This window comes from Anaerovorax odorimutans, from assembly GCF_024459955.1.
GTDB lineage: Bacteria > Bacillota > Clostridia > Peptostreptococcales > Anaerovoracaceae > Hominibacterium > Hominibacterium odorimutans_A.
The window spans coordinates 49,520-70,409 of sequence record NZ_JANFXK010000006.1 but is presented as its reverse complement, the minus strand read 5'-3'; the positions used below and the strand labels follow the sequence as shown (position 1 = coordinate 70,409).

17 protein-coding genes are annotated in these 20,890 nt (G+C 48.6%); 3 read left to right on the top strand and 14 right to left on the bottom strand.

The features are described 5' to 3' along the window. Positions 1–2 precede the first annotated feature (2 nt). Positions 3–1,256 carry a glycine/sarcosine/betaine reductase component B subunit gene (locus NE619_RS06850; RefSeq protein ID WP_256131649.1) on the bottom strand — a complete coding sequence of 418 codons (1,254 nt, stop codon included), beginning with the start codon at positions 1,254–1,256 and terminating at the stop codon, positions 3–5. Positions 1,257–1,396: 140 nt separating this feature from the next. Further along, the gene (locus tag NE619_RS06845; RefSeq protein WP_256131648.1) at positions 1,397–2,770 is read right to left on the bottom strand and encodes a sigma-54 interaction domain-containing protein; all 1,374 of its coding nucleotides are present in this window, start codon (positions 2,768–2,770) and stop codon (positions 1,397–1,399) included. Positions 2,771–3,422: 652 nt separating this feature from the next. On the opposite strand from NE619_RS06845, the gene NE619_RS06840 reads away from it, so the two are divergent. Next, entirely contained in the window at positions 3,423–5,018 is a 1,596-nt protein-coding gene (locus tag NE619_RS06840) for an amidohydrolase (protein ID WP_256131647.1), read from the top strand. A 23-nt stretch (positions 5,019–5,041) separates the two neighbouring features. After that, positions 5,042–6,142, top strand: coding sequence for a hypothetical protein (locus NE619_RS06835; RefSeq protein WP_256131646.1), 1,101 nt, complete (start codon positions 5,042–5,044; stop codon positions 6,140–6,142). A gap of 68 nt (positions 6,143–6,210) precedes the next feature. Here NE619_RS06835 and NE619_RS06830 read toward each other — a convergent pair whose 3' ends face one another. After that, entirely contained in the window at positions 6,211–7,104 is an 894-nt protein-coding gene (locus NE619_RS06830) for a selenium metabolism-associated LysR family transcriptional regulator (protein WP_256131645.1), read from the bottom strand. A gap of 268 nt (positions 7,105–7,372) precedes the next feature. Between NE619_RS06830 and NE619_RS06825 the strand changes: the two genes are divergently transcribed. Then, positions 7,373–7,798 (top strand): hypothetical protein, encoded by a 426-nt coding sequence (locus NE619_RS06825; RefSeq protein ID WP_256131644.1) that lies wholly within the window; start codon positions 7,373–7,375, stop codon positions 7,796–7,798. A gap of 89 nt (positions 7,799–7,887) precedes the next feature. Here the strand turns inward: NE619_RS06825 and NE619_RS06820 are convergent, their stop codons facing one another. The 11 genes from NE619_RS06820 to NE619_RS06770 all read right to left on the bottom strand — a co-directional run bounded on the left by NE619_RS06820 (position 7,888) and on the right by NE619_RS06770 (position 20,883). After that, positions 7,888–9,291 (bottom strand): sigma-54 interaction domain-containing protein, encoded by a 1,404-nt coding sequence (locus tag NE619_RS06820; RefSeq protein WP_256131643.1) that lies wholly within the window; start codon positions 9,289–9,291, stop codon positions 7,888–7,890. Between the two features lie 114 nt (positions 9,292–9,405). After that, the gene (locus tag NE619_RS06815; protein ID WP_256131642.1) at positions 9,406–10,611 is read right to left on the bottom strand and encodes a CaiB/BaiF CoA transferase family protein; all 1,206 of its coding nucleotides are present in this window, start codon (positions 10,609–10,611) and stop codon (positions 9,406–9,408) included. Beyond that, positions 10,608–11,828 (bottom strand): CaiB/BaiF CoA transferase family protein, encoded by a 1,221-nt coding sequence (locus tag NE619_RS06810; RefSeq protein WP_256131641.1) that lies wholly within the window; start codon positions 11,826–11,828, stop codon positions 10,608–10,610. The genes NE619_RS06815 and NE619_RS06810 overlap by 4 nt, the downstream gene beginning before the upstream one ends. Positions 11,829–11,871: 43 nt before the next feature. After that, complete coding sequence (locus tag NE619_RS06805; protein ID WP_256131640.1) at positions 11,872–12,774, bottom strand: electron transfer flavoprotein subunit alpha/FixB family protein; 903 nt, start codon at positions 12,772–12,774, stop codon at positions 11,872–11,874. Position 12,775: 1 nt separating this feature from the next. Next, positions 12,776–13,600: an electron transfer flavoprotein subunit beta/FixA family protein gene (locus tag NE619_RS06800; protein WP_256131639.1), complete on the bottom strand. Its 825-nt coding sequence runs from the start codon at positions 13,598–13,600 to the stop codon at positions 12,776–12,778. A gap of 9 nt (positions 13,601–13,609) precedes the next feature. Further along, positions 13,610–14,758 (bottom strand): acyl-CoA dehydrogenase family protein, encoded by a 1,149-nt coding sequence (locus NE619_RS06795; protein WP_256131638.1) that lies wholly within the window; start codon positions 14,756–14,758, stop codon positions 13,610–13,612. Further along, positions 14,748–16,418 carry an APC family permease gene (locus NE619_RS06790; protein ID WP_256131637.1) on the bottom strand — a complete coding sequence of 557 codons (1,671 nt, stop codon included), beginning with the start codon at positions 16,416–16,418 and terminating at the stop codon, positions 14,748–14,750. The genes NE619_RS06795 and NE619_RS06790 overlap by 11 nt, the downstream gene beginning before the upstream one ends. 519 nt (positions 16,419–16,937) lie before the next feature. Then, positions 16,938–18,245, bottom strand: coding sequence for a glycine/betaine/sarcosine/D-proline family reductase selenoprotein B (locus NE619_RS06785; RefSeq protein ID WP_256131636.1), 1,308 nt, complete (start codon positions 18,243–18,245; stop codon positions 16,938–16,940). Positions 18,246–18,257: 12 nt separating this feature from the next. Continuing rightward, the gene (locus NE619_RS06780) at positions 18,258–19,517 is read right to left on the bottom strand and encodes a glycine/sarcosine/betaine reductase component B subunit (RefSeq protein ID WP_256131635.1); all 1,260 of its coding nucleotides are present in this window, start codon (positions 19,515–19,517) and stop codon (positions 18,258–18,260) included. Positions 19,518–19,994: 477 nt separating this feature from the next. Next, positions 19,995–20,450, bottom strand: coding sequence for a GNAT family N-acetyltransferase (locus tag NE619_RS06775; protein WP_256131634.1), 456 nt, complete (start codon positions 20,448–20,450; stop codon positions 19,995–19,997). Beyond that, positions 20,431–20,883: a MarR family winged helix-turn-helix transcriptional regulator gene (locus NE619_RS06770; protein ID WP_256131633.1), complete on the bottom strand. Its 453-nt coding sequence runs from the start codon at positions 20,881–20,883 to the stop codon at positions 20,431–20,433. The genes NE619_RS06775 and NE619_RS06770 overlap by 20 nt, the downstream gene beginning before the upstream one ends. Positions 20,884–20,890: the final 7 nt, after the last annotated feature.

Here is a 20,890-nt window from a genome sequence, read left to right as displayed (position 1 = left end):
TGTCAATACACTTCGCCTCTCACATGAGAACCGATCAGACTTCCATGCAGCCCGGTAATTACATATAGAGGGACCTGTATTGTCCCGTCATCGCCGATACAGTTCTCAGGTGCTCCGGATAACAGCTGTACTTGTTCTTCGTATCCGAGTACCTTTTTTACAGGCGGAAGCGTAAGCACTTCGTCATCGTTTCCTACGTCAATCACCGCGTCGGCTTCGGGTGTCGTATCCGTAAGCGGGTCCTCCAGGGCGATAATCAGCACGGTTTTAATGCCATGCTTTTCACAGGCCCTGCATGTCATCATCAGATCCGCCTCAGGGTTTCCGCCGCCTTCTTCCGGAATAATAACCCCGTCTGCCCGGATGGTCCGCGCAAGGTTGACAGCCCCATTGCAGCATCGTTTCTTTTCTTTAAGCTCAGGTCTTACAGGGACTACGATCACCCCCGCAAAGTTCAGGTCAACGCCGTGTCTTGCGTACAGCTCCCTGACAAGCGCGTTGTTTTGGTGTCTGTAGGTGGTCTGCTTGTCGGCGGCCACAACACAGGTTCCGTTTACCAGCACCCCATCCAGCAGCTCGTTTGGATGAAGCAAGGTAGGATGAAGCATCTTTGCGTCGATGCCATATACGTAGTTGTCATGGAGCAGTCCCTGGGCAATGGTCATATACATAATTGCCACTCTGGGCAGCTCCGCTGAAACTTCGGGAAGCTGGTAGGTTTCTACCGAATCAAAACCGGCTCCGATTCCGGCCTTTGCCAGGAAATGAGCTGCCTTGAGTCCCGCCTCTCTGATCGCGGCTTCATGTTCGGAGGGTTCTATACCATCCGCCGGGTCCGCTTTGACAACGACATTGTTCAGCTCAGAAAATTCACAGTGCCTGGCTGCCGGTCCTGACATATCGATGATGCCCTCCTGAAAGCCTACGATTTTCCCTGTGGTTATCACGCTGCATCCCCTCAAAACGATCGTTTTGCCGTCGCCGACGCCTTCATAGCCGCCTAAAAATCCGGGGAAGCTGCCTCCCGTGCCGTCATCCTTAATCCTCGGTTCTATGACATCTTTTACCGGAATGATCCGCACTGACTCACCGGGCCGTGCCAAATCGACTTCCATGTTCTGCAGGCGGGGATCGTCCAGATAGTTGATAAGCTCTTCTTTATCAATGTACAGAATATGATCCCTGACCGCGGTTGTGCTGTCGAACGCGATATCCTTGATTTCGACAATCTCCAATTCTAATTTCAGGCCATTCATAATTCTCCCTCCTTATATGCTGTAAACAAACGCAATAACCATGCCATGTACAAAGCCTTGAAATTTAAACGTTCATCGAATTGAGGGCAAAAAAAATAGCGCAGAATTGATCGACATCAATCAATTCTGCACGAAGTACGCTACTCACCCAGTCCATATTTCCTCAGCTTCCTGTTCAGTGTAGCCACGGATATGTCCAAAGCGTCCGCCAGTTCCGACCGTTTTTTGTATTTTTTCAGGGACCTTGACAGGACCTCCTGTTCAATACGAGCCACATTTTCTTCCAGCGAAGCCTCGGTTATTTCAAAATCTTCAAAGGCGCTGTCGGCAAACAACAGGGGCTGCAGCTCTTCTTCTTTGATTATTTTATCTTTGCTTATGAGGATCAACCGCTCGATTACATTCGCCAGCTCTCGGACATTGCCCGGCCATTTGTAATTCTGTAAAGCTTCCAGCGCTTGCCTTGAGAACATTTTATCGGTGCCGTATTTATCATTAAACCTCGCGGCATACAAATATACCAATGAAGCGATGTCGCTCTTCCTCTCACGCAAGGGCGGTATCTGAATGGGAAACACGTTTAATCGATAATACAAATCCTCGCGGAACCGGCCTTCTTTTATTTCCTTCATTAAATCCCGGTTCGTAGCTGCGATGATCTGGACATCGACGGGAATGGCCCTGTCTCCTCCCACTCTCGTTACGGCACCTTCCTGTATGCACCGCAGTAGCTTGGTTTGGAAATTAATTGAGGTTTCCCCGATTTCATCTAAAAACAGCACGCCGCCGTCAGCAAGCTCAAATACCCCTTTCTTTCCATCCTCTCTCGCGCCTGTGAAGGCTCCCCGCTCATATCCGAACAGCTCCGATTCCAGCAGATTTTCGGGAATGGCACCGCAATTCACATCGACAAAAGGCTTGTCGGCCCGCTTGCCGTTGCGGTAGATCAGCTTGGCGATTACCTCTTTTCCGGTTCCCGTTTCTCCCTGTAAAAGTACCCTGGAATCAAATCTGGCGGCCGTGAGCGCCAGCTCTATGACATCGTGCATCTGTGCGCTCTCCGCGATAATGCCCACATCCCTGGTGGCATTTTTTCTCAGGTACCTGAGCTCCTGCTCGTACTGCAGATTTTTCGCTTTGCTTTCTTTCAGTTCCCGCCTCAAGGCATCCAGTTCGTAAACTTCGCGTTCACAGCAGACGACCATTTTCACCTGACCGCTCTCAATATGAGGAATGGCCGTCGTTAAGATATCCGTTTCTTCATGCTGTACCATGCTGAGAGGCTTTTTTTCTTTTATGACCCGTAAGGCCAGGGAATCTTCGTATATTCCTTCCTCAATTAACTGCCTCATATTTTTTCCGATCAGGTTTTCTCTGCTTTGACATCCCAGTGCGCTTTTATTAAGCGCAACTACCGTTCCCTCGCCGTCGGTTATAAAAATTCCGTCGTCTATACATTCGATGACCGCGCTGATACATCGCTTTGTTCCATCCGTGAGTTTGTTAAAATCCATAGAGAAGCTCCTTTGTGGGGAAGTTACAAGATGTAATGCCTTAAATCAATCATAGCCGTTAGTATTATAAAAATCAATATTTTTTTACTCTTATTGCGGTATCAGTCTATTAATTCACCTTCACTGCACACAATAAATAGAAAGTTGCTCCATGGCAAAAGACATACGTCCCGATTGTCGGCATCAGCCTCAGCCCCCGAATATCAATATATACAACTAAACAGCAAAATTTTGATACTTTTACGGCGATTTTGAAAAAGAAAAACAGCAAAATATCCATCAGCCACAGCTCATTGCATTATTTTGATAGTTTTACCAAGATCCTCCCGCATTTTTTCCTAAAAGTATCAATTAGCCAATAAATAACTTCCTAGTTATGACATTCTCCCTTATTTCCACTGCCCGCCCAGCCGGAATCAAGCGCCTTTCACTTTATCACGTCATTGCGATAATGCAACAATTGCGTTTCTGCCGCCTGAATTCCCAGTGCCGCCGGGCCGCTTAAAAAAATTAAAATCCTTGAACACATTGCAAATCAAGGCTTTGGCTGCTGCGTTCCTCCTGATCTTCCCAATCTGGCACATAACCTGCACTTATTATTGCGTGAGAAAAAGATCGACATATCTCTCAATTTAAAAAACGGAGGTGGAGCATGAAAGCAATTCGATGTAAAAAGATCTATACAGTGGCTTCGGACGCTCTGATTGACGGGTATCTGTTAATCGACGGAAACCGGATCCGGGATATTATTCCGGCGGAAGAGTGGCACGCGAACCTGGCGGATGAAATCCTCGACTATGAGGACGGGTTTTTAATGCCGGGCTTTAACGATTATCACGTTCACATAGCCATGGCCGCCATGATGGAGTACTTTGGCACCATCCGCCGGACAGCGACGGAGGAGGAAGCCGCAAAATACTTGTACGAGCACAACAAGGATAAAGATCCGGACCAGTGGATTTTGGGCGGAGCATGGGATCACTTCGTCTGGCCGGGTCAAAAGCTCCCGTCAAAGGAAAGCCTGGATAGGTATTTTCCCCACACGCCTGTATTTTCTTTAAACAAGGAGTGTCACGGAGCATGGCTCAACAGCGAGGCTTTAAGAAGGCTTCACATTACAAAGGATACGCCCAACCCGCCCAACGGCGAATATTTCAAGGATGAAAACGGCGAGCTGACCGGCTATGTCCATGAGCTGGCGGTGGCTCCCCTGCTGAGGATAATCTTTGAGGAAATCTCTGATGAAAGAATCGCTGATTTTACAAGGGCCTTTGCAAAAATGGCCAACCGTCTGGGAATAACTTCTGTCGGCGATTTGCCGCTGCACGGGATTCTCAGGGAAGGCGCTTACCGGATTCTGCAGAAAGCGGGAGATTCCTCCATTCGCATCAACTTTTCCGTGGCTATGATGGAATCCAATGAAAAAATCAAGGCTATGGAAAAGGAATTTACCGGACCTGTTGTGACCTTCAATGGCGTAAAGGATTTTCTCGACGGCACGCCCATGGGCTACACCGGATATCTGGCCGCGCCCTACGAGGACCGGCCGGGCTTCGTAAGCGAGCCCCTTATTCCACGGGACAAGCTCCTGAAAAGAATCACCGAGCTGGATGCCCTGGGGGTTAAATGTCGTCTCCATTGCTGCGGCGACGGCGCTGTCCATCTGGCGCTGGACGCGTTTGAAGAGGCCGGGAAAGTCAATGGTTTCCGGGATCTGAGACATGCCATTGAGCATATTGAAATGATCGTCCCCGAAGATATTCCAAGGTTCAAAGAATTGGGCGTTATCGCTTCCGTTCAGCCGGAGCATTCGCCCCGCACCCATTACAGCACCCATCCCTTCCACCATCTCATCGGAGAAGAACGGATGAAATACATGTGGGCATTTAAATCAATTTCAGATACCGGTGCGCACATGGCCTTCGGAACCGATTACCCGGTGGTGGATTTCACGCCCTTTAAGGGATTATTCCGCTGTGTAAACAGGCTGACCAATGAGCTTGAGCCGGAAGGCGGCTATAACCCCTGGGAAAAATTATCCCTGCGGGAAGCCCTGAGAAACTATACCTATGGGTCGGCCTACGCATGCGGCAGGGAGAAGGAGCTGGGTACTCTGGAAGCGGGCAAGCTGGCGGACATCACGGTTTTAGGCAAAGATCCATTTGAAATAATCGGCGACCGCGATCAAATGTTTGAAATGCCGGTACTCATGACTATGATGGACGGCAATATCGTATATGAAGCATAAATTTATTATAAAGGAGAAATGATATGAGCGGAAATAAAGTAAGTCTGGGAGGAATTTTAACCGTAGCCGGCACCTATATCGCATTTGCGATCGGTTCGGGATTTGCCACGGGGCAGGAGGTTCTGCAGTATTTCACATCCTATGGTGTCAGCGCCTTTGCCGCCCTCATCGCCTATCTGATTATCGGCTCCTGGATGGACACGGAATTCATCACCACCGGATACCGGGAGCAGTTTGAAACAAAGGACGGCGTCTATAAATACTATTGCGGAAAGTACATAGGCACCTTTTATGATTACTTCACCAACCTGTTTGTCTATATGTCCTTCATCGTCATGTGTTCCGGCGCCGGAGCGACCCTCAATCAGCACTACGGACTGCCTACCTGGGTCGGCGTGATCGTACTGGCGGCTGCGGGCGGCTTGACCGTTACCCTGGGACTCAACAGAATCGCCGATATCATCGGCAAAATCGGCCCCGCGTTAATCGTAATCACCATCCTAATCTGTATTCCCAACATCTTCATGGGAGACCTGTCCATCAAGGAAGGCATGGCCCTTACGGCTGACCTGGATCTGGTCAAGCCTGCGGACTCCTGGTACATGTCCGTATTCAATTACCTGGGATTCGGCATCCTCTGGATGGTAGCTTTCCTGCCTGCGTATGGCAAAACTCTGAAAAGCTTTAAGCAGGCCGCCTATGGGCAGATTTTAGGCGTTGTGCTCTTTACCATCACTGCTCTGATCGTGGTACTCGCCATGTTTGCCAATATGGCGTCCATGGAAGGGTCGCAGATTCCGATCCTCACTCTGGCAACAAACCTCAGCCCTGCCCTGGGCGGAATATTCGCCATCATCATCATGTTCGGCATTTACTCATCCGCCGTGCCGCTGCTCTACAGTCCGGCCACCAGATTTGTCGATGAAAAAACGAGCAAAGGCAAGATCGTAATCGTTGTATTGGCACTGCTGGGCGCGGCAATCGCCTTACTGCTGCCGTTCAACAAGCTGCTCAATATCATTTATGTCATAAACGGCTATGTGGGAATCATCTTTATCCTCTTTGTGGCAGTCAGGGTGGTAATACGAATCGTAAAAAAGAACTCAGCAAACAAGCAATCTTGAATTTTCTTCTGACATAAACACGATAAAAGCCAGCTTGAAATTTAGAGCTGGCTTTTATCCGTATAGAATTATTTAAAACGCTCCTCCACAAAAGATTTAAACAGATTCACCGTGGGGGTTCCGGTAATTTTTTTGTTATAGGTGAGATAAAATTTTCTCTTAACCCCCAGGTTATCGATCTCTATAATATGAAAAACATCTTCGTCCTCTTTTTCCACCGCGCATTTTGAGATAACCGCAATTCCCATACCCTTTTTTACAAATCGCTTCACCATGGCGTTGTTATTGACAATCACCGCAAGATTCAGGTTTTCCAGCTGAATGCCGTCTCTCATCAGCACCGCTTCGATGAGTTTTCTGGTGCCGGAGCCCTGTTCTCTGAAAATCAGCGGATAGGCGGCAATTTCCGATACCTTGACCGTATCTTTTATCAGATCCTCATATGCTTTTTCCTTCGGCGTGATGACCACCAGTTCATCCTCAAATAAGGGCATGTAGGTGAGGCCATAGCTGCCCTTTACCCCCGTAAATCCCACTTCCGCTTTATTTTCCAGCATGTTTTTCAGCACCTGCTTGCTGTCATATTGTTCAATTTGAAATTTTACATTTGGATACAGATCGGAAAAATCTTTTATCAGATCCGGCAGAATATATTCGGCCGGGAAATTAGAAGCGTGAATTCTTATGATTCCGCTGATGTTTTTTTGGAAGCCCTTAACCGAGTACATGGCGGTTTCCCGCAAATTAATCATATTTATGGCATAGTCATAAAACACCTGTCCTTCCGGCGTCGGCCTCGCCTCGCGATGGGTCCGGTCGATCAGCTTTACGCCCATTTCCCTCTCCAATGCGTTGACATGGGAACTTATGGTCGGTTGTTTTACATTGCTGATATAGGCTGCTTTTGAAAAGCTTTTTTGTTTTACAACATTTACATATGCCTCAATTTGTCTGAAATCCATCTGACACCCCTTTAAACTCAGAAATCGCAGTATTTGATTTTATGCTACCACGATTTACCAATCAATTCAATATTATATTTATATTTCCGTTGCCGTACGTCAACGGCGTTGCCAGGCGGCAACGATACTTTGCGATTAAAGAATCCGCCGTTTTACTTTTCGTTGAAATTCCAACAAATTCTTTCTTGCAAAAGGTTGGCATCATTTATGCGTATACTATAGATAAGCTAAAACGAACTGATCTGCGATTAACAAGGAGGATATGATTATGGCAAAAGTAGAAGCTGAAAAAAGAGCTTTATTGGGCGAAGTAAAAAAGGGAAAGGACGTAACCGAATTAACGTTCAGGATGTCCATCAACGGTGAAGATATGCATTATCCTGGGGAAATGATTTCAGGATGCAAGTTAATGGAGAAGTGTATCGACTGTGTTACGGAGCTGTGCAACATCCGGGACAACGGCGACGGCGGCCTGTTCGTACATACCGAAGCAGACATTTTGCGCTCCGTCCATATGCTGGACGCAGTGGAAATCATCGTATGGCTGATCAAACAGGGCACCAGATCCAGAGTATACGGATATGAAATGTACAAAACCTCTGAATACAATCAAAAAACCGATCGCTCAGAGGTCTTCGATGAGCCGGTTTTAACCGTAAAAGGAAAGACTACCTTCGTAGTTGATGAAGCGTAAAAGTTATTGTTACCATACTGGAAAACCGACCGTGCCTTTCGGCGCACGGCCGGTTTTCATTCCCCTTTCAGGATCCGCTTATGATGATTTTAGAGACCATATTCCTTCAGCTTTTTCGATATGGTCGATTTATTAACCTGAAGGGCTCTTGCGGCAGCGCTGATGCTCCCGCATTCATCCACCGCTTTCATTATGATTTCCCGTTCATACTCTCTCAGCAGCGTATTCAGGGACTGGTTTCTCCCTTCCGGCCCCATGCTGTCGCCGGTATTGCTGTTGTCGTTGAGGCACAGATTCACCTGAAACCTGGTTATTTGATCTCCCGACCCGCTGACGGCCAATCGTTCAATTACGTTTCTCAGTTCCCGCACATTGCCTGGCCAGTAGTAGGTCTCCAATTCTTTAATAGCGTCCTCACAGATGACTTTATTCATTTTATACTGCTCATTAAAAATTTTTATAAAGTAATTTGCCATGGGTGCGATATCTTCGGGCCTTTGCCTCAGCGGCGGAATATGAATAGGTACAACAAACAGCCGGTAATAAAGATCGCTTCTGAAGTTCCCCCGTTCCATTTCCTTTTTCAGATTTTTATTGGTGGCGGCAATGAATCTGATATCCACAGGGATGACCTTTTCTCCGCCGATCTTGCGAACTTCTCTCTCCTGAATGACCCGGAGCAGCTTGGACTGCATCTGCAGCGGCAGATCGCCGATCTCGTCTAAAAACAGGGTTCCCCCGTTTGCCAATTCAAACAAACCGATCTTGCCGTTGACGTTGGCGCCGGTAAAGGTGCCCTTCTCGTATCCGAAGAATTCCGATTCAATCAAGGATTCGGGGATTGCCGCGCAGTTGACCTTTATGAAGGGAGCGTCGGCCCTGGTGCTGTTTTTCTGGATCAGGTTCGCCATAACCTCTTTGCCGGTTCCCGACTCGCCGGTAATGATAACCGTGGCGTCCGTTCTGCCTGTTTTGGCAGCCATATCCTTGATGCGGATCATGTTTACATTGTAGGTAACCATTTCCTCAACGCTGCTGTTATCGCCATTGTTCTGCCCTAAAAATTTCAGAAGCTCATCTCTGTACTTTCTGGCAATATTTTCTTGGTTTTCCAGAAGTCTTTTCAGGCGCATCACCTCTGTGATGTCCAGCTCAACACATATGACCAGATCCAGCTCATCGCCGTCGAACAGAGGAATGCTGGTAGCCATCAGGTTTCCGCCTTCTCCCTCTTCCTGCACGATGCTCTCTTCATGTCCGCTTTTTATCGCCTTTAATACCGACGATTCATATAAAATATATCCGGTTTCTATCAATTCTGTTGTATATCGTCCCAATAGTTCATCGCGGCCCAGGCCGCCTGTGCTGAGCGAGTAGTCATTAACCATGATTACTTTTCCCTCTGCGTCCGTGATCCATATACCGACTTTCATGCAATTAATAAAACTCATCAGATAATCATAATTTTCTTTCAGAAACTGAATATATTTCATTCTGATACCTCTCCCTCAAAAATTCTTTGCAATATATCATATTAAGCAGAGTATTTATTTAAAAAATAAATACTCTGCCCATAAACTATTCTATCAGATTATATAACACAGTTCCTATTTTTCTTCGGGAACACTGACGATTTCTTCATCGATATATCTTTGGATCTCCTCCTGGCCGTACCCCAGGGATGTCAGAATATCAAGGGTGTTTTCACCCAGCCTGGGCGAGGATTTCTTTACGAAGCAAGGGGTCTTGCTGAATTTTATCGGATGTCCGAACGCTTTATACTTTCCTATGTTCGCATCGTCGATATCAATGACCATCTCCCTGGCTAAGGTCTGCGGGTGTTCCATAGTCCGCAGGGGAACTAAAATCGGCGCGGCGGGTATGTTATATTTCGCAAATTGTTCCAATACCCAGGCCTGTTTTTTTTCCTTCATAAAGTCCCGCATGATTTCTGTGAACTGGGCAAAGTGCTGACACCGCAGATCATTGGTACGGAATCTGGGGTCATCCTTGAGCTCCGGCATTTCCACGGCCTCGCAAAAGCCCGGCCACATGGACTCCTCCGTGATGCCCACCGCCACTGAGCCGTCCTCGCATTTGTACACGTCATAAGGCACGATCTCTCTTGGCTTTGCGTTGCCGGATCTGCTGATTTCTTCTCCGGTCAGGCTGTAGGCTAAAACAGCGTCCTCAATTGTCGCGAACATGGTGTCGAACATAGCCACATCCAGTCTTCTGCCTTTGCCTGTCCGCTTTTTGTCGTAGCAGGCCAGCGCGATGGCAAGCAGCATGGTCAGGCCCGTATAGCTGTCCCCTACGGAAGTCCCTGAACGCATTGGCTCTCCATCGGGATAGCCCGTCATTTCCATAAACCCGCACATACATTCGATCACATTGTCGTAGGCTGTGTTTTTGCGCAGAGGTCCTGTCTGCCCGTAACCGGTGATGGAAGCGAAAATGATTTCCGGATTGATTTCCTTTGCCACCTCATAGCCGATTCCCAGCTTGTCCATGGTGCCGTACTTGAAATTTTCCAGAACCACGTCGACCTCCGCAAAGAGCTTTTTGATGATTTCTTTTCCTTCCGGCTCTCCCAGATCCACCGCCAGACATTCCTTGTTGCGGTTATAAAGAGCGAAATATCCGCTTTCCCCGTCTTCCGTATAGGGGGTCCAGTACCTCGACTGTTCGCCGTCCACCGCCCGTTCCACCTTGATGACCCGCGCGCCGTTATCCGCCAGGTTCAAAGCGCAGTAGGGTCCGCTGTACGCCTGTGTAAAATCCAGTACCGTTATTCCGTCAAAAGGTCTCATGCCGCATCCCCTCCTCCGCACATAATCACGCCATCCGCAGCCATGGCCTCAATTTCCTGCTCCGTATATCCGGCCTGCTGTAAAAACGCTTTGGTATCTTCGCCCAGCAAAGGCGCGGAGCTGATATCCGTATCATCGATTCCTGAAATTTTGATAGGAATCCCCGGCATCTTGATTGCTCCCAGACTCTTGTCTTCAACCTCAACGACCATGTTTCGGATCTGCAGCTGCTCATTCTCAAAGGCTTCGGGAACGGTGAATCCCGGTCCGCTGGGAATGTTGTACGGCCTGAGCATATCCTCGATCTCCCACTTTGTCATGGTTTCAAACTTGCCGGCGATCCGCTGCCGCAGACCATTTTCGCCATAGTAGTTTTCTCCCCGAAGCTCGTTGGTGGCATATTTTGGATCATCGATCAGGTCATCGAAGCCCATGGCCAGACAGAATTTCTTCCACTGGGAGTTGGTGGACACGGCTGTCGATAAAATGCCGTCTTTCACTTCAAAGGTATCGTAAGGCGCTATGGCTCTCGAGCCGTTTCCTTCCCGATGCTCCGTCACCCCGTCCATGTATGCCTCGGCAACACAGTCCTCCAGCGCGGTGAACATGCAGTCCGACGAGGCAACGTCGATCTGCTGTCCTTCTCCCATTTCGATTCTTGCCATCAGCGCCGCCACAATGGAAAAAGCAAAGAATACCCCTCCGAACTGGTCGGCGATTCTTGAACCGTGGGCAGTGGGGTCTCCCTCAGGCGACCCGGTGGTTTCCATCAGTCCGCAGATAGCCTCCGATGCGATGTCGCACCCGGCGGTATTGCTCAGCGGACCGGTCTTGCCAAACCCGGTATGGGAAGCGTAAATAATCCGGGGATTTACTTTGCGTGCCTCATCATAACCGATCCCGCATTGTTCCATTTCTCCCGCAGGAAATCCATCGCAGACAACATCGGATTTTTCGATCAATTTGAGGATCATTTCCTGCCCTTTTGGCGAGAAACGGTCTATACAGATGCTCTTTTTCCCCCGATTCATGTAGGCGTGATACGCGCTTCCCTTTTCCGTCTTGGGGAAACTGCTCCGCATGACATCGCCGCCCTTCTTATAGTCTTCGATCTTTATTACCTCAGCGCCAAAGTCAGCCAGGAGCATAGTCCCGTAGCTGCCCGTATGGCCCTGTGTAAAATCAATGATTCTGATTCCGTCTAATATTTTTGTCATATGTATTTGCTCCTTTCAGCGCAATTACAGTCATCTTCTGCTGCTAAAGCTTTTCCGCAAGGCGGTCGATCACCTGGTTTGCGTCCAGCACGGCCTTATAGTCCGAGGCCGCGAACACTTCCGCATTTTTGTCATTATTGATGCTTATGATAATGTCCGCGTCCTTTATCCCGCAGAGGTGATGCGCCGCGCCGGATATGCCAAAACCGATGTATACTTTCGGTCTTACGGTTTTCCCGCTGGTACCGATCATATAATACTCATCCGGGCCCCAGTCCATATCCACCACCGGCCGGGTGCAGCCTGCGCCGCCGCCTGTCTTTTTGGCTAAGGCTTCTAGCTTTTGCCAGCTTTCTTTTGAGCCTATGCCGAAGCCTCCGCAAAAGATCAATTCCGCTTTTTCGATGGCGCTTTGCTGCTGGGCGATCTCTTCCGTTTCCACGATGCGCAGCCCGCACGAATCCTCTGAAATGCAATCGCAAAGAATTTCTCTGTAGTCCGCCGCATCCTTTTTATCGTATGAGAATACCCCTGGCTTTACCGTCGCTATGGCCGGTCTGCTACCCGGGATAAAAATTTCCCCTATGACCTTGCCGCCAAAGGCCGGCACCATATACGCGATCCGGTCCTCGCCATTGATTACAATGTCCGCGCAGTGAGCCGCCACACCGGTTTTCAGCCTTACGCCCAGGGCCGGCGCGACCTCCTCCCCCAAGGGAGTGGCCGCAATAACCAGCAGATCCGGACTTTCCGCTTTTATGACCTGTTCAATGGACAAGACCGCCTGCTGCGGATTCTCGCAGTGACAGCACAGCCGCACGAATTCTACCTGCTCACCCTGCAGGAGCCGCTGCAGCTTGGCCATGTTCTGCCAGAAAGACGGGTGGGGCTGACCGGCCAATCCCTGGTCGTAGACCATCACTTTTTTTATTTCGCTTTTTTTCATGCTATACACCCGCCTTTTTCATGATTTTCACGATTTCATCAGCTGCCGCCTCCGCGTCGCTGCCCAAATCAATGGACGCTCTCCTTAAATCCGGCGTTATCAGCTCACCCGGTTGCGTGGGCGAACCGGCCAAACCGATTGTTTTTTCATCCAATCGCAGATCTTCATTGCTCCAGATGGTCAGAGGTTTCTTTTTTGCCTTGATGATGCCCATGGCATTGATCAGCCTCGGCTTGTTGATTTCCGTACTTACTGCGATTACACATGGCCCATTCACTTGAAAAACCGCTTTTCCGGCTTCCACTCGTTTCCACGCTCTGAATGCGTTTTCGCTTTCGTCCCCGGCTTCTAATCTGCTGACCTTGCACAGATGGGGCAGGCCCAGCCACTCAGCGGTCTGGGCCGGGACGTGGGCGGTGGCGCCGTCGGCGCTTTCGTTGCCTGCCAGCACCAGATCAAAGGCCAAGTCTCTTTGGGGATCAATTCCCTGGGAAATCTTCTTGATCGCTGCTGCCAGTACATAGGATGTGGCGTAGGTATCGGCGCCCCCGAAAGCTTTGTCTGAAACCAGATAGGCCTCGTCCGCTCCCATCGCCAGGGCCTCTATCAGTTTGTCCCGGCTGAATTCCGGCGCCATGGCCAGCACAAAGACTCTGCCGCCTTTCAGATCCCGCAGCTTTATGCCTTCCTCCAGAGCGTTTTTATCCGCCGGGTTTATGACCGCAGGGATTCCTTCCCTGACAAGCCGTTTGGTTTTTTCATCTATTTTCAGCTGTCCATACTTTTCCGGATCGGGTACCGGTTTTATGCAAACTAATATATTCATTTGAATCTCCTAGAATTTCTTTAAGGTGTCTCCCGCTATGATGATTTTCTGGATTTCGCTCGTTCCGCCGGAAGAAATGCAGGCCATGGCGTCTCTCAGATATCTTCCCGCCGCATACTCGTTGACAACTCCGTACCCGCCCATCAGCTCAATGGTTCTTCTTGCCGCGTCAGCAGCTTTATCGGTGGCAAAATATTTGGCCATGCCGAATTCAATGGTCGCCGGTTTTCCCGCATCCTTTACGGCCGCTGCTCTGTACAGCATCAGTCTGGCTGCTTCGTATGCCACCCGGTTTTCCGCAACGTGGAACTGGATTGCCTGCAGCTTGGCGATGGGTTTTCCGTATACGATTCGTTCATTGGCAAATTTAACCGAATCCTCCAGACAGCCTCGGAGTATGCCGACTGCGATGGCCGTCATGCTCGCTCTGCCCACTTCTCCGATTTCCTTCATGGCGATAGGCGTTCCCTTGCCCACTTCTCCGATCAGATTGCCTTCCGGCACCTTAACGTTGTTCATGATCAACTCGCCTGTTACTGAGCCTTTGAGCCCCAGCTTATTTTCGTGTCTTCCCGGAGCAAAGCCCTCGGTTCCTTTATCAATGGCGATCGCGGAAAAGGATGCTCTGCCCCTTTCATCTTCTCCTGTTTTGCAGGTGATAACGGTGGTATCCGCTATGTGGGAGTTGGTGATGAAGCATTTTCTGCCGTTGACGATCCACTGACCGTCTGCCAGCTCAGCCGTCGTTTTCTGTCCGGCAACATCAGAGCCACCTCCGGGCTCGGTCACTGCCAGTCCGCAGATCTTTGTGCCCGCGCACATTTCCGGGAGATAGTTTTTCTTTTGATCTTCGGTACCGAAATCGAGGATCGCGGCCATGCCCAGCTGATGGGTGAATACCATCATTGCCAGACCTGCCGAATAACGGGCGATTTCTTCAAGAGCCATCACTCGCTCTGTATGGCCGAGGCCCACTCCGCCGTATTCCTCCGGGACAAAGATGCCCAAAATTCCCAGTTCGCCCATCTTTGGCATCAGCTCTGTAGGCGTATAATCGTCTTCGTCCCATTTAGCGGCATTGGGCGCTACGTCTTCTTTTACAAACTCCGCAAACGCGGTTCTCAGCATTTCCTGTTCTTCTGTAAAGTTAAAGTTCATTTTTCTCCTCCTTCATATCTTGGTCAGGTATTTCCTTGCTTCTTGGGTCGATCTTAACCGCTGCTATCTTAATTACCACAGCTGCGGCCAGGTACAGTACGGACAGCCATTTCGTGGTCGTATAAAGCCAGTTGACAATTTCCTCTCCTGTATCACCCATAAACTTAAGTTTTCCATAGGTATCCAGATAGTCCGCTTCCCAGCCGACTTCATAAAAGCCGAACCACCACGTAGCGCCGATAAAACCAATGACTCCGAATATGACCAGAATCACCACGACCCTGTGCAGGTCGCCTATCGCCAGTTTGGTTCTGGGGTTGATGGGATATTTCACCGGATCGATCTTGTAAAGACCTCCGTACATTCGCTTCCAGATGATATAGAGGATCGGAGCTGACATTAAGCCGATCATTCCGCCCAGGAAATAGTCCGCTCCATTGAGGAACAGAGCTACCACTGAAATGATGACTCCCGGAGCCACTAAAACCTTAACGAAGGTATCTCCGCCCGGAATTTTAAAAGGTCTGGGCATGTTGGGTTCCGTTTTTCTCAGTCTGGCCGTTGAGAGGAACACCAATACATAGTCGACCATCAGTAAGGTTACATCGATTGTAATCAGTACGGAAAAGTCCAGGTTGCACAGGCAAAGCGCGACAACCGACAGAGAAAGAACTCCCACATAAGGAACTTTACGTTTCTTGCTCAGCTTCATCAGGGCTTTTGGAGCCAGATTGTCGATGGACATGCCGAAGAATCCTCTCGATACGGAGATGATCTGCGTATTAAAGATGGAAAGCTGCGAACATACCGCCGCCACTGTGAAAACCGGAAGTCCCCAGGCACCGGCCAGAGCCAGTACGTGACCGAAGGAAATTCCTTCCGTGCCCCATTCGGACCAGTTGCCCACAGAACCCAGTCCTGCGATCGTAGGCAAAATGTAGGACAGCGCGATGATCGGCATTACAATCATCAGTCCTCTTGGAATGACGGTCTTATCCTGACATTCCGTAGCCAGGGTTGACATGGAGGTATAACCGGAATACATCCACATGCCGGTTGCCAGGCAGGAACCCAGTGCCCCGATCAAAGTATAGTCCCCGCTGTTGTAGAAGGGTTCCAGCGGATTGTGATCCCAGTTGACAAAACCGATAATCGTCACTCCCACAAATACGATGAAAATAACGGTCGAGAAAATGGTGCTTACCTTGCCGACCTCTTCAATGCCGAGCAAATTAATAACCGTAAAGATTGCGATCAATACTGCCATAAAGATAAATTTCGCAGTACTTGACATTGGAATCAGCATGCTTGTGTAGGAGCCTGCCAGTACAACATAGGTGGTGTTGTCCACATAGCAGGATAAGGTTCTGCACCAGCATCCCTGGAATGCCCAGAATTCTCCCATGCCCCTCTGAATCCATTTGTAGAATCCGCCCGCATCGGTGATGGCCGAGCCAAGCTCCGCCGCGCAGAGGGCCTGGGGCGCTGCCCATATAAAAGGCAGGACGCACAATACCACGATGGTCATTCCCGGGCCTGCGTCAGGTATCATTTCCTCGATGCCAAAGGCACCGGCCGCTACCAGACAATACATCATCATAACCGCTGCACGCAGGGTCACAGGATGTTCTTTTAATCCTCCTGTTTGTGTATTATTCATAACTACTTCTCCTTCCGTTTCAGAAACTGTACTGGGTACATCATTTCGTTTTGGCGCCGTCAGGTTGAATATAAGGAAAGCTTTCACTATATAGTTGTCGCAATTTTCATACCACATGATTTGAAAAGCATTTCTTTTTTATTTCCCCGAAATCTTAGGGTTTTGGGCTGTAATATTCAGTATTTTTTTAATTTTCCAGTAAAATCGTTGCCGCATGGCAACGCCGGTTGCCGTGCGGCAACGAAAGTTGTTCAAAAGCAACCTGCTGCCGCATTGGTTGGTAAAATCTGGGCGCTGCCATTTGCTTGGACACGGATCAGAAGCTCCGTTCTGGACCAGTTCGCCATATTTGGGGTTTCTTATCCGTTTTAAGCAGGAAAAACGCCTTTATGGATAAAAGTCATGGCCTGGAAAGACCTGTTTTCGATCATTTCCTGTTAAATAGCCTGATTTTAAGAAATGAAGCGCGGGGACCGTTGCAAAGTTTTCTTTCTTAATGCGACAGTCCCTTCTCATCTGTTATTCGACCTGAAAGACAGTCTGTTCCGTGATGTCTGTCTCCAATGCTTTCAGAGCGGTTTCCATCATCTTTTTCCGATAAGCCTTTTCTTCTTCCAGCGGAAGATCCGGCCTTCCCACAGGATGAGGAATGGAAACACCCGGAACGACTCTGTTGGCCCCTACCGATATGGAAATGGGCGTTACCGTACATACGTGCACGATGGGAATACCCGCAGCGTCGATATGTTTTACGATCGTTGCACCGCAACGAGTACAGGTTCCTCAGGTGGAGGTCAGTATAGCGCCCTGTATCTCTTCCCGCTTTAATTCCTCCGCCAGCGCGTCGCCGAATTCGGCAGCCTGGTCGGTTCCCATGCCGTTGCCCACGGTTACATAAGTAAAGTCGCACAGCTCGCCGATACGACCCTCCTTTTCCAGCTCTGTGAGCATATCCACGGGAAGTATCCGGTTGCCGTCCTCATCGCCGTAAACAGGGTCGTATCCGCCATGGACCACTTTCCCCTTCGTTACCCCTTTGCCGCCGTAATAAGTCTCATAATCGTATCTTCTGAATTTGGTGCAGTTGCACGCTTCCAGATGGTCGGGATTGCCCGGGGGCACCATGCCGCCGGAGGTCATTACGATGATCTTCGCCTTGCTCATATCCTTGATTGCGGGGCTTGGAACTACCTTTTCAAAAACAGGCATAGGCAGCTCGGTCTCAAATTCCTCGCCTTTTATCTTTTTCAGCAGCATGTCCAGACATCTCTCGGCTCCCGTTTTCTCTTCAAAGTAATTCTTTCTTATGCCCCTCTGCACATAGCCTTCCTCTTCCGGGCCTTTGATTTCTTCGCCGGAGTTAAGTTTCTTCACAAAATCGCTGATGTTTTTGAGAGCATCCTTCATATTTCTGGCGGAATTGCCGGTGGGCAGTATATAGGCGAATTTCCGGAACAGCTCCAGCCCCGGATTTTCCTCATACATTCCCGAAACCGCTTCAAGGCCCAATTCTTCATAGGATATTTTGCATACCTGCCCGCAGGCCATTCCGTATCTTCCGGCGTTGAAGGCCGGACCCGCCACCAGCAGATCCGCCTTTTCGTCCTTTAGTATGTTTACGACATCCTCTTGCAAGGCCTCGGCGTTTTCCACAAAGTAATTGTCGCCGCATACAATGGTGGCTGTGATCTGAATATCCTCCCCCAGCAGGCTTTGCAGGGCCTGGCCCGGACCGAAGGGGCCCTTTCTTACTTCCAAGGGGTGATGCGCCATTTCTTCTCCGCCGATCTGGCCGAAGAATTGATTGATATAATGTACAACTCTCACGTTAAAACCTCCTTAATATACGTATGAACTCATTTTCAGCGTTCCCTGGCCAATGACCGATCCCATGATGATGGACAGGGACACGCGGATGCTACCGTCTTCATTGATGCTTTCTTCCGCGCCGCCCGACATGTATTTCACCTGCTCCTGATCCCCGATAATCCGCTCCATCGGCGGCAGTACCACGAATTCGTTGCAGTCGCCCACATTGATTACTGCGTCGGCCTCGGGAGCGGTATCAGCAACCGGCTCTTCCACGCCGTCCGGTCCCAGCATCATGACCGTCTTGATGCCGTTCTTTTCACATTGGCGGCAAAGCATCATCAGATCCGCCTCGGGATTGCCGCCGCCCTCTTCAGGAATGGCTACACCGTCAACGCCCAAAAGCCTTGCCATCCTTACGGCGGACGAGCAGCATCTTCTCTTGTCCGCAAGTCCGGGATAGGTGGGCACTGCAATGAGCCCCTTAAAGTCGATTTCTTTGCCGTGACGTTTGTAAAACTCCTGGACAATGGAGTTGTTCTGATGGTCGTAGGTGGTATATTTATCTCCGGCGACCACGCAGCAGCCGTTCACAATGGCCCCGTCAAACACTTCGTTGGGATGCAGTAAAGCGGGGTGCAGCCTTTTGGCGTCTACGCCGTATACATAGTTGTCGTGGAGCAGGCCCTGGGCCATAATCATATACATGATCGCAACCTTCGGCAGATTTTCCTTGCTCTCTGCCAGGGCGTAGCTTTCCCGGTAATCGGGAGTTTTTCCCAATGCGGATTTCGCCAGATAATGGGCTGCCTTCAATCCGGCCATCCTCACTGCGGCCTCGTGTTCCGCAGGCTTGATTCCTTCTATGATCTCTGTGACAAGAACAATATTGTTGAGGCTGGAATATCTGGTGTACCTGGCGCCGGGGCCGGACATGTCGATGATGCCTTCCTGAAAGCCGACGATCGTACCCGTGCTCACAACTGCGCAGCCTCGCAGCACCTTGGTTGTGCCTTCGCCGCATTCCGTATAATCGCCGATGATTCCCGGAAAGGAAGTCTTTCCGTCTTCCTTGATTCTCGGTTCGATCACATCCTTTACCGGGATGATCCTTGCCGAATCGCCGGGCTTGGCCAGCTCAATGTCTATTTTGGAAAATACCGGGTCAGCCAGGTATTCGATGAGACCCTTTTTGTCGATAACCAGCGTGCCGTGGTCCAGATCGTCTTTCTCTCCAAAACAGACATCCTTGATTTCAATAACATCCAAATCCAATTGCATTTTACTCATGTCGATAAATCCCTCCAATCAGTATTCATGATTCAATAACTTGCCTGCGGCCGGCCGCAGTGTCGGATCAATTTTCTGCTTGCCGCAGGGCCCGGCCGGGTTGCTGCGGGCTTGCGATCGGCTTTCTGCGGTTTTGCGACCAAATGGCCGGTTTCCCTGTTTTTCCCGCGACCATTGGCCAAAAAGAAACACTTTGGTTGCAGATCTAATGCGGTACCTCCTTTTCACGACAGCTTTCAGCCTAAAATTCAAAGACAATTCCCGCCAATCGGCCGGCAGTTTGATTATATATTTCAATATAATTAAACTATATGATTTATTTTATATATAGCAAGTACAATGCCAAGTTGGGAAACCTTGAAATCACGGTGCTTTTGGAAAGCACAAAAAATAAAACTGCTCTCAAATGAGCAGCTAAACTCAGTTGAGAGCAGTTTTGAACAGACGAATCATTCAATTTTCATATTTATACGAAAATTATTCTAAGATTTTTTCAAATGCAATATCGCCACGGGTATATCCATAATCATCAATATTTAATTCTTTGAACCCGAATTTTTCATAAATATGAATTGCAGGTTTCAATCTTCTATTAGAAAAAAGAAGTAATTTCTTTGCACCATGCTCTATTGCCCAATTCATTGACGCTTCAAATACGGCACTTCCACTTCCTTTATGATCGCGATGTTTATTAGAAGCTAGTTTGCATATTTCCCATGTATCATATTGCATAGGCTTTGACATACACGTTGCAAGTACCTCGTCATTTTCAATCGAAAAATATACCATTGCGCCATTTTCTAATTCTTTTTCTATATTTTCAAATGTTTCTTCATCCTCTTTTTCTAAAGTTCCAAAATTATCAATTATCCAATCTTTATTGTACTCTATAAATTTATCTTTATATTTTGAATCATATTTTATGATTTTCATGGTTTAATCCTCCTGTAAGTATTTTTTTAATCGTATCCATTGACTTCTCTAACTGGATACATTCTTCTGTTGAAAGTGACTGAATGATATTTCCTATTCCCTGATTGGATTCATAAATTAATGCTTCTGTTATCTTCTTACCCTTTTCTGTTAATTGAATATGATAAAATCTTGCATCTGTTTGGGATTTTTCTCTTTGTAGAATCTGTTTGTTTTCAAATCGTTTTATTATTCTACTTAAATATCCTTTATCAAGATGTAATTTCTTCACAACGTCGTCTGCATTGCATTTCCCGGTTTCATAGATTTCATACAATACTCTGGATTCCGTCATGGAATAATCGGAGCTTAAATATTTAGCTTCGTAAAAATCCATAGTAGATAAATAAAATCGATTAAACTCTCTTATTTTCAAAATCGTCTTATTTTCCATACCTATT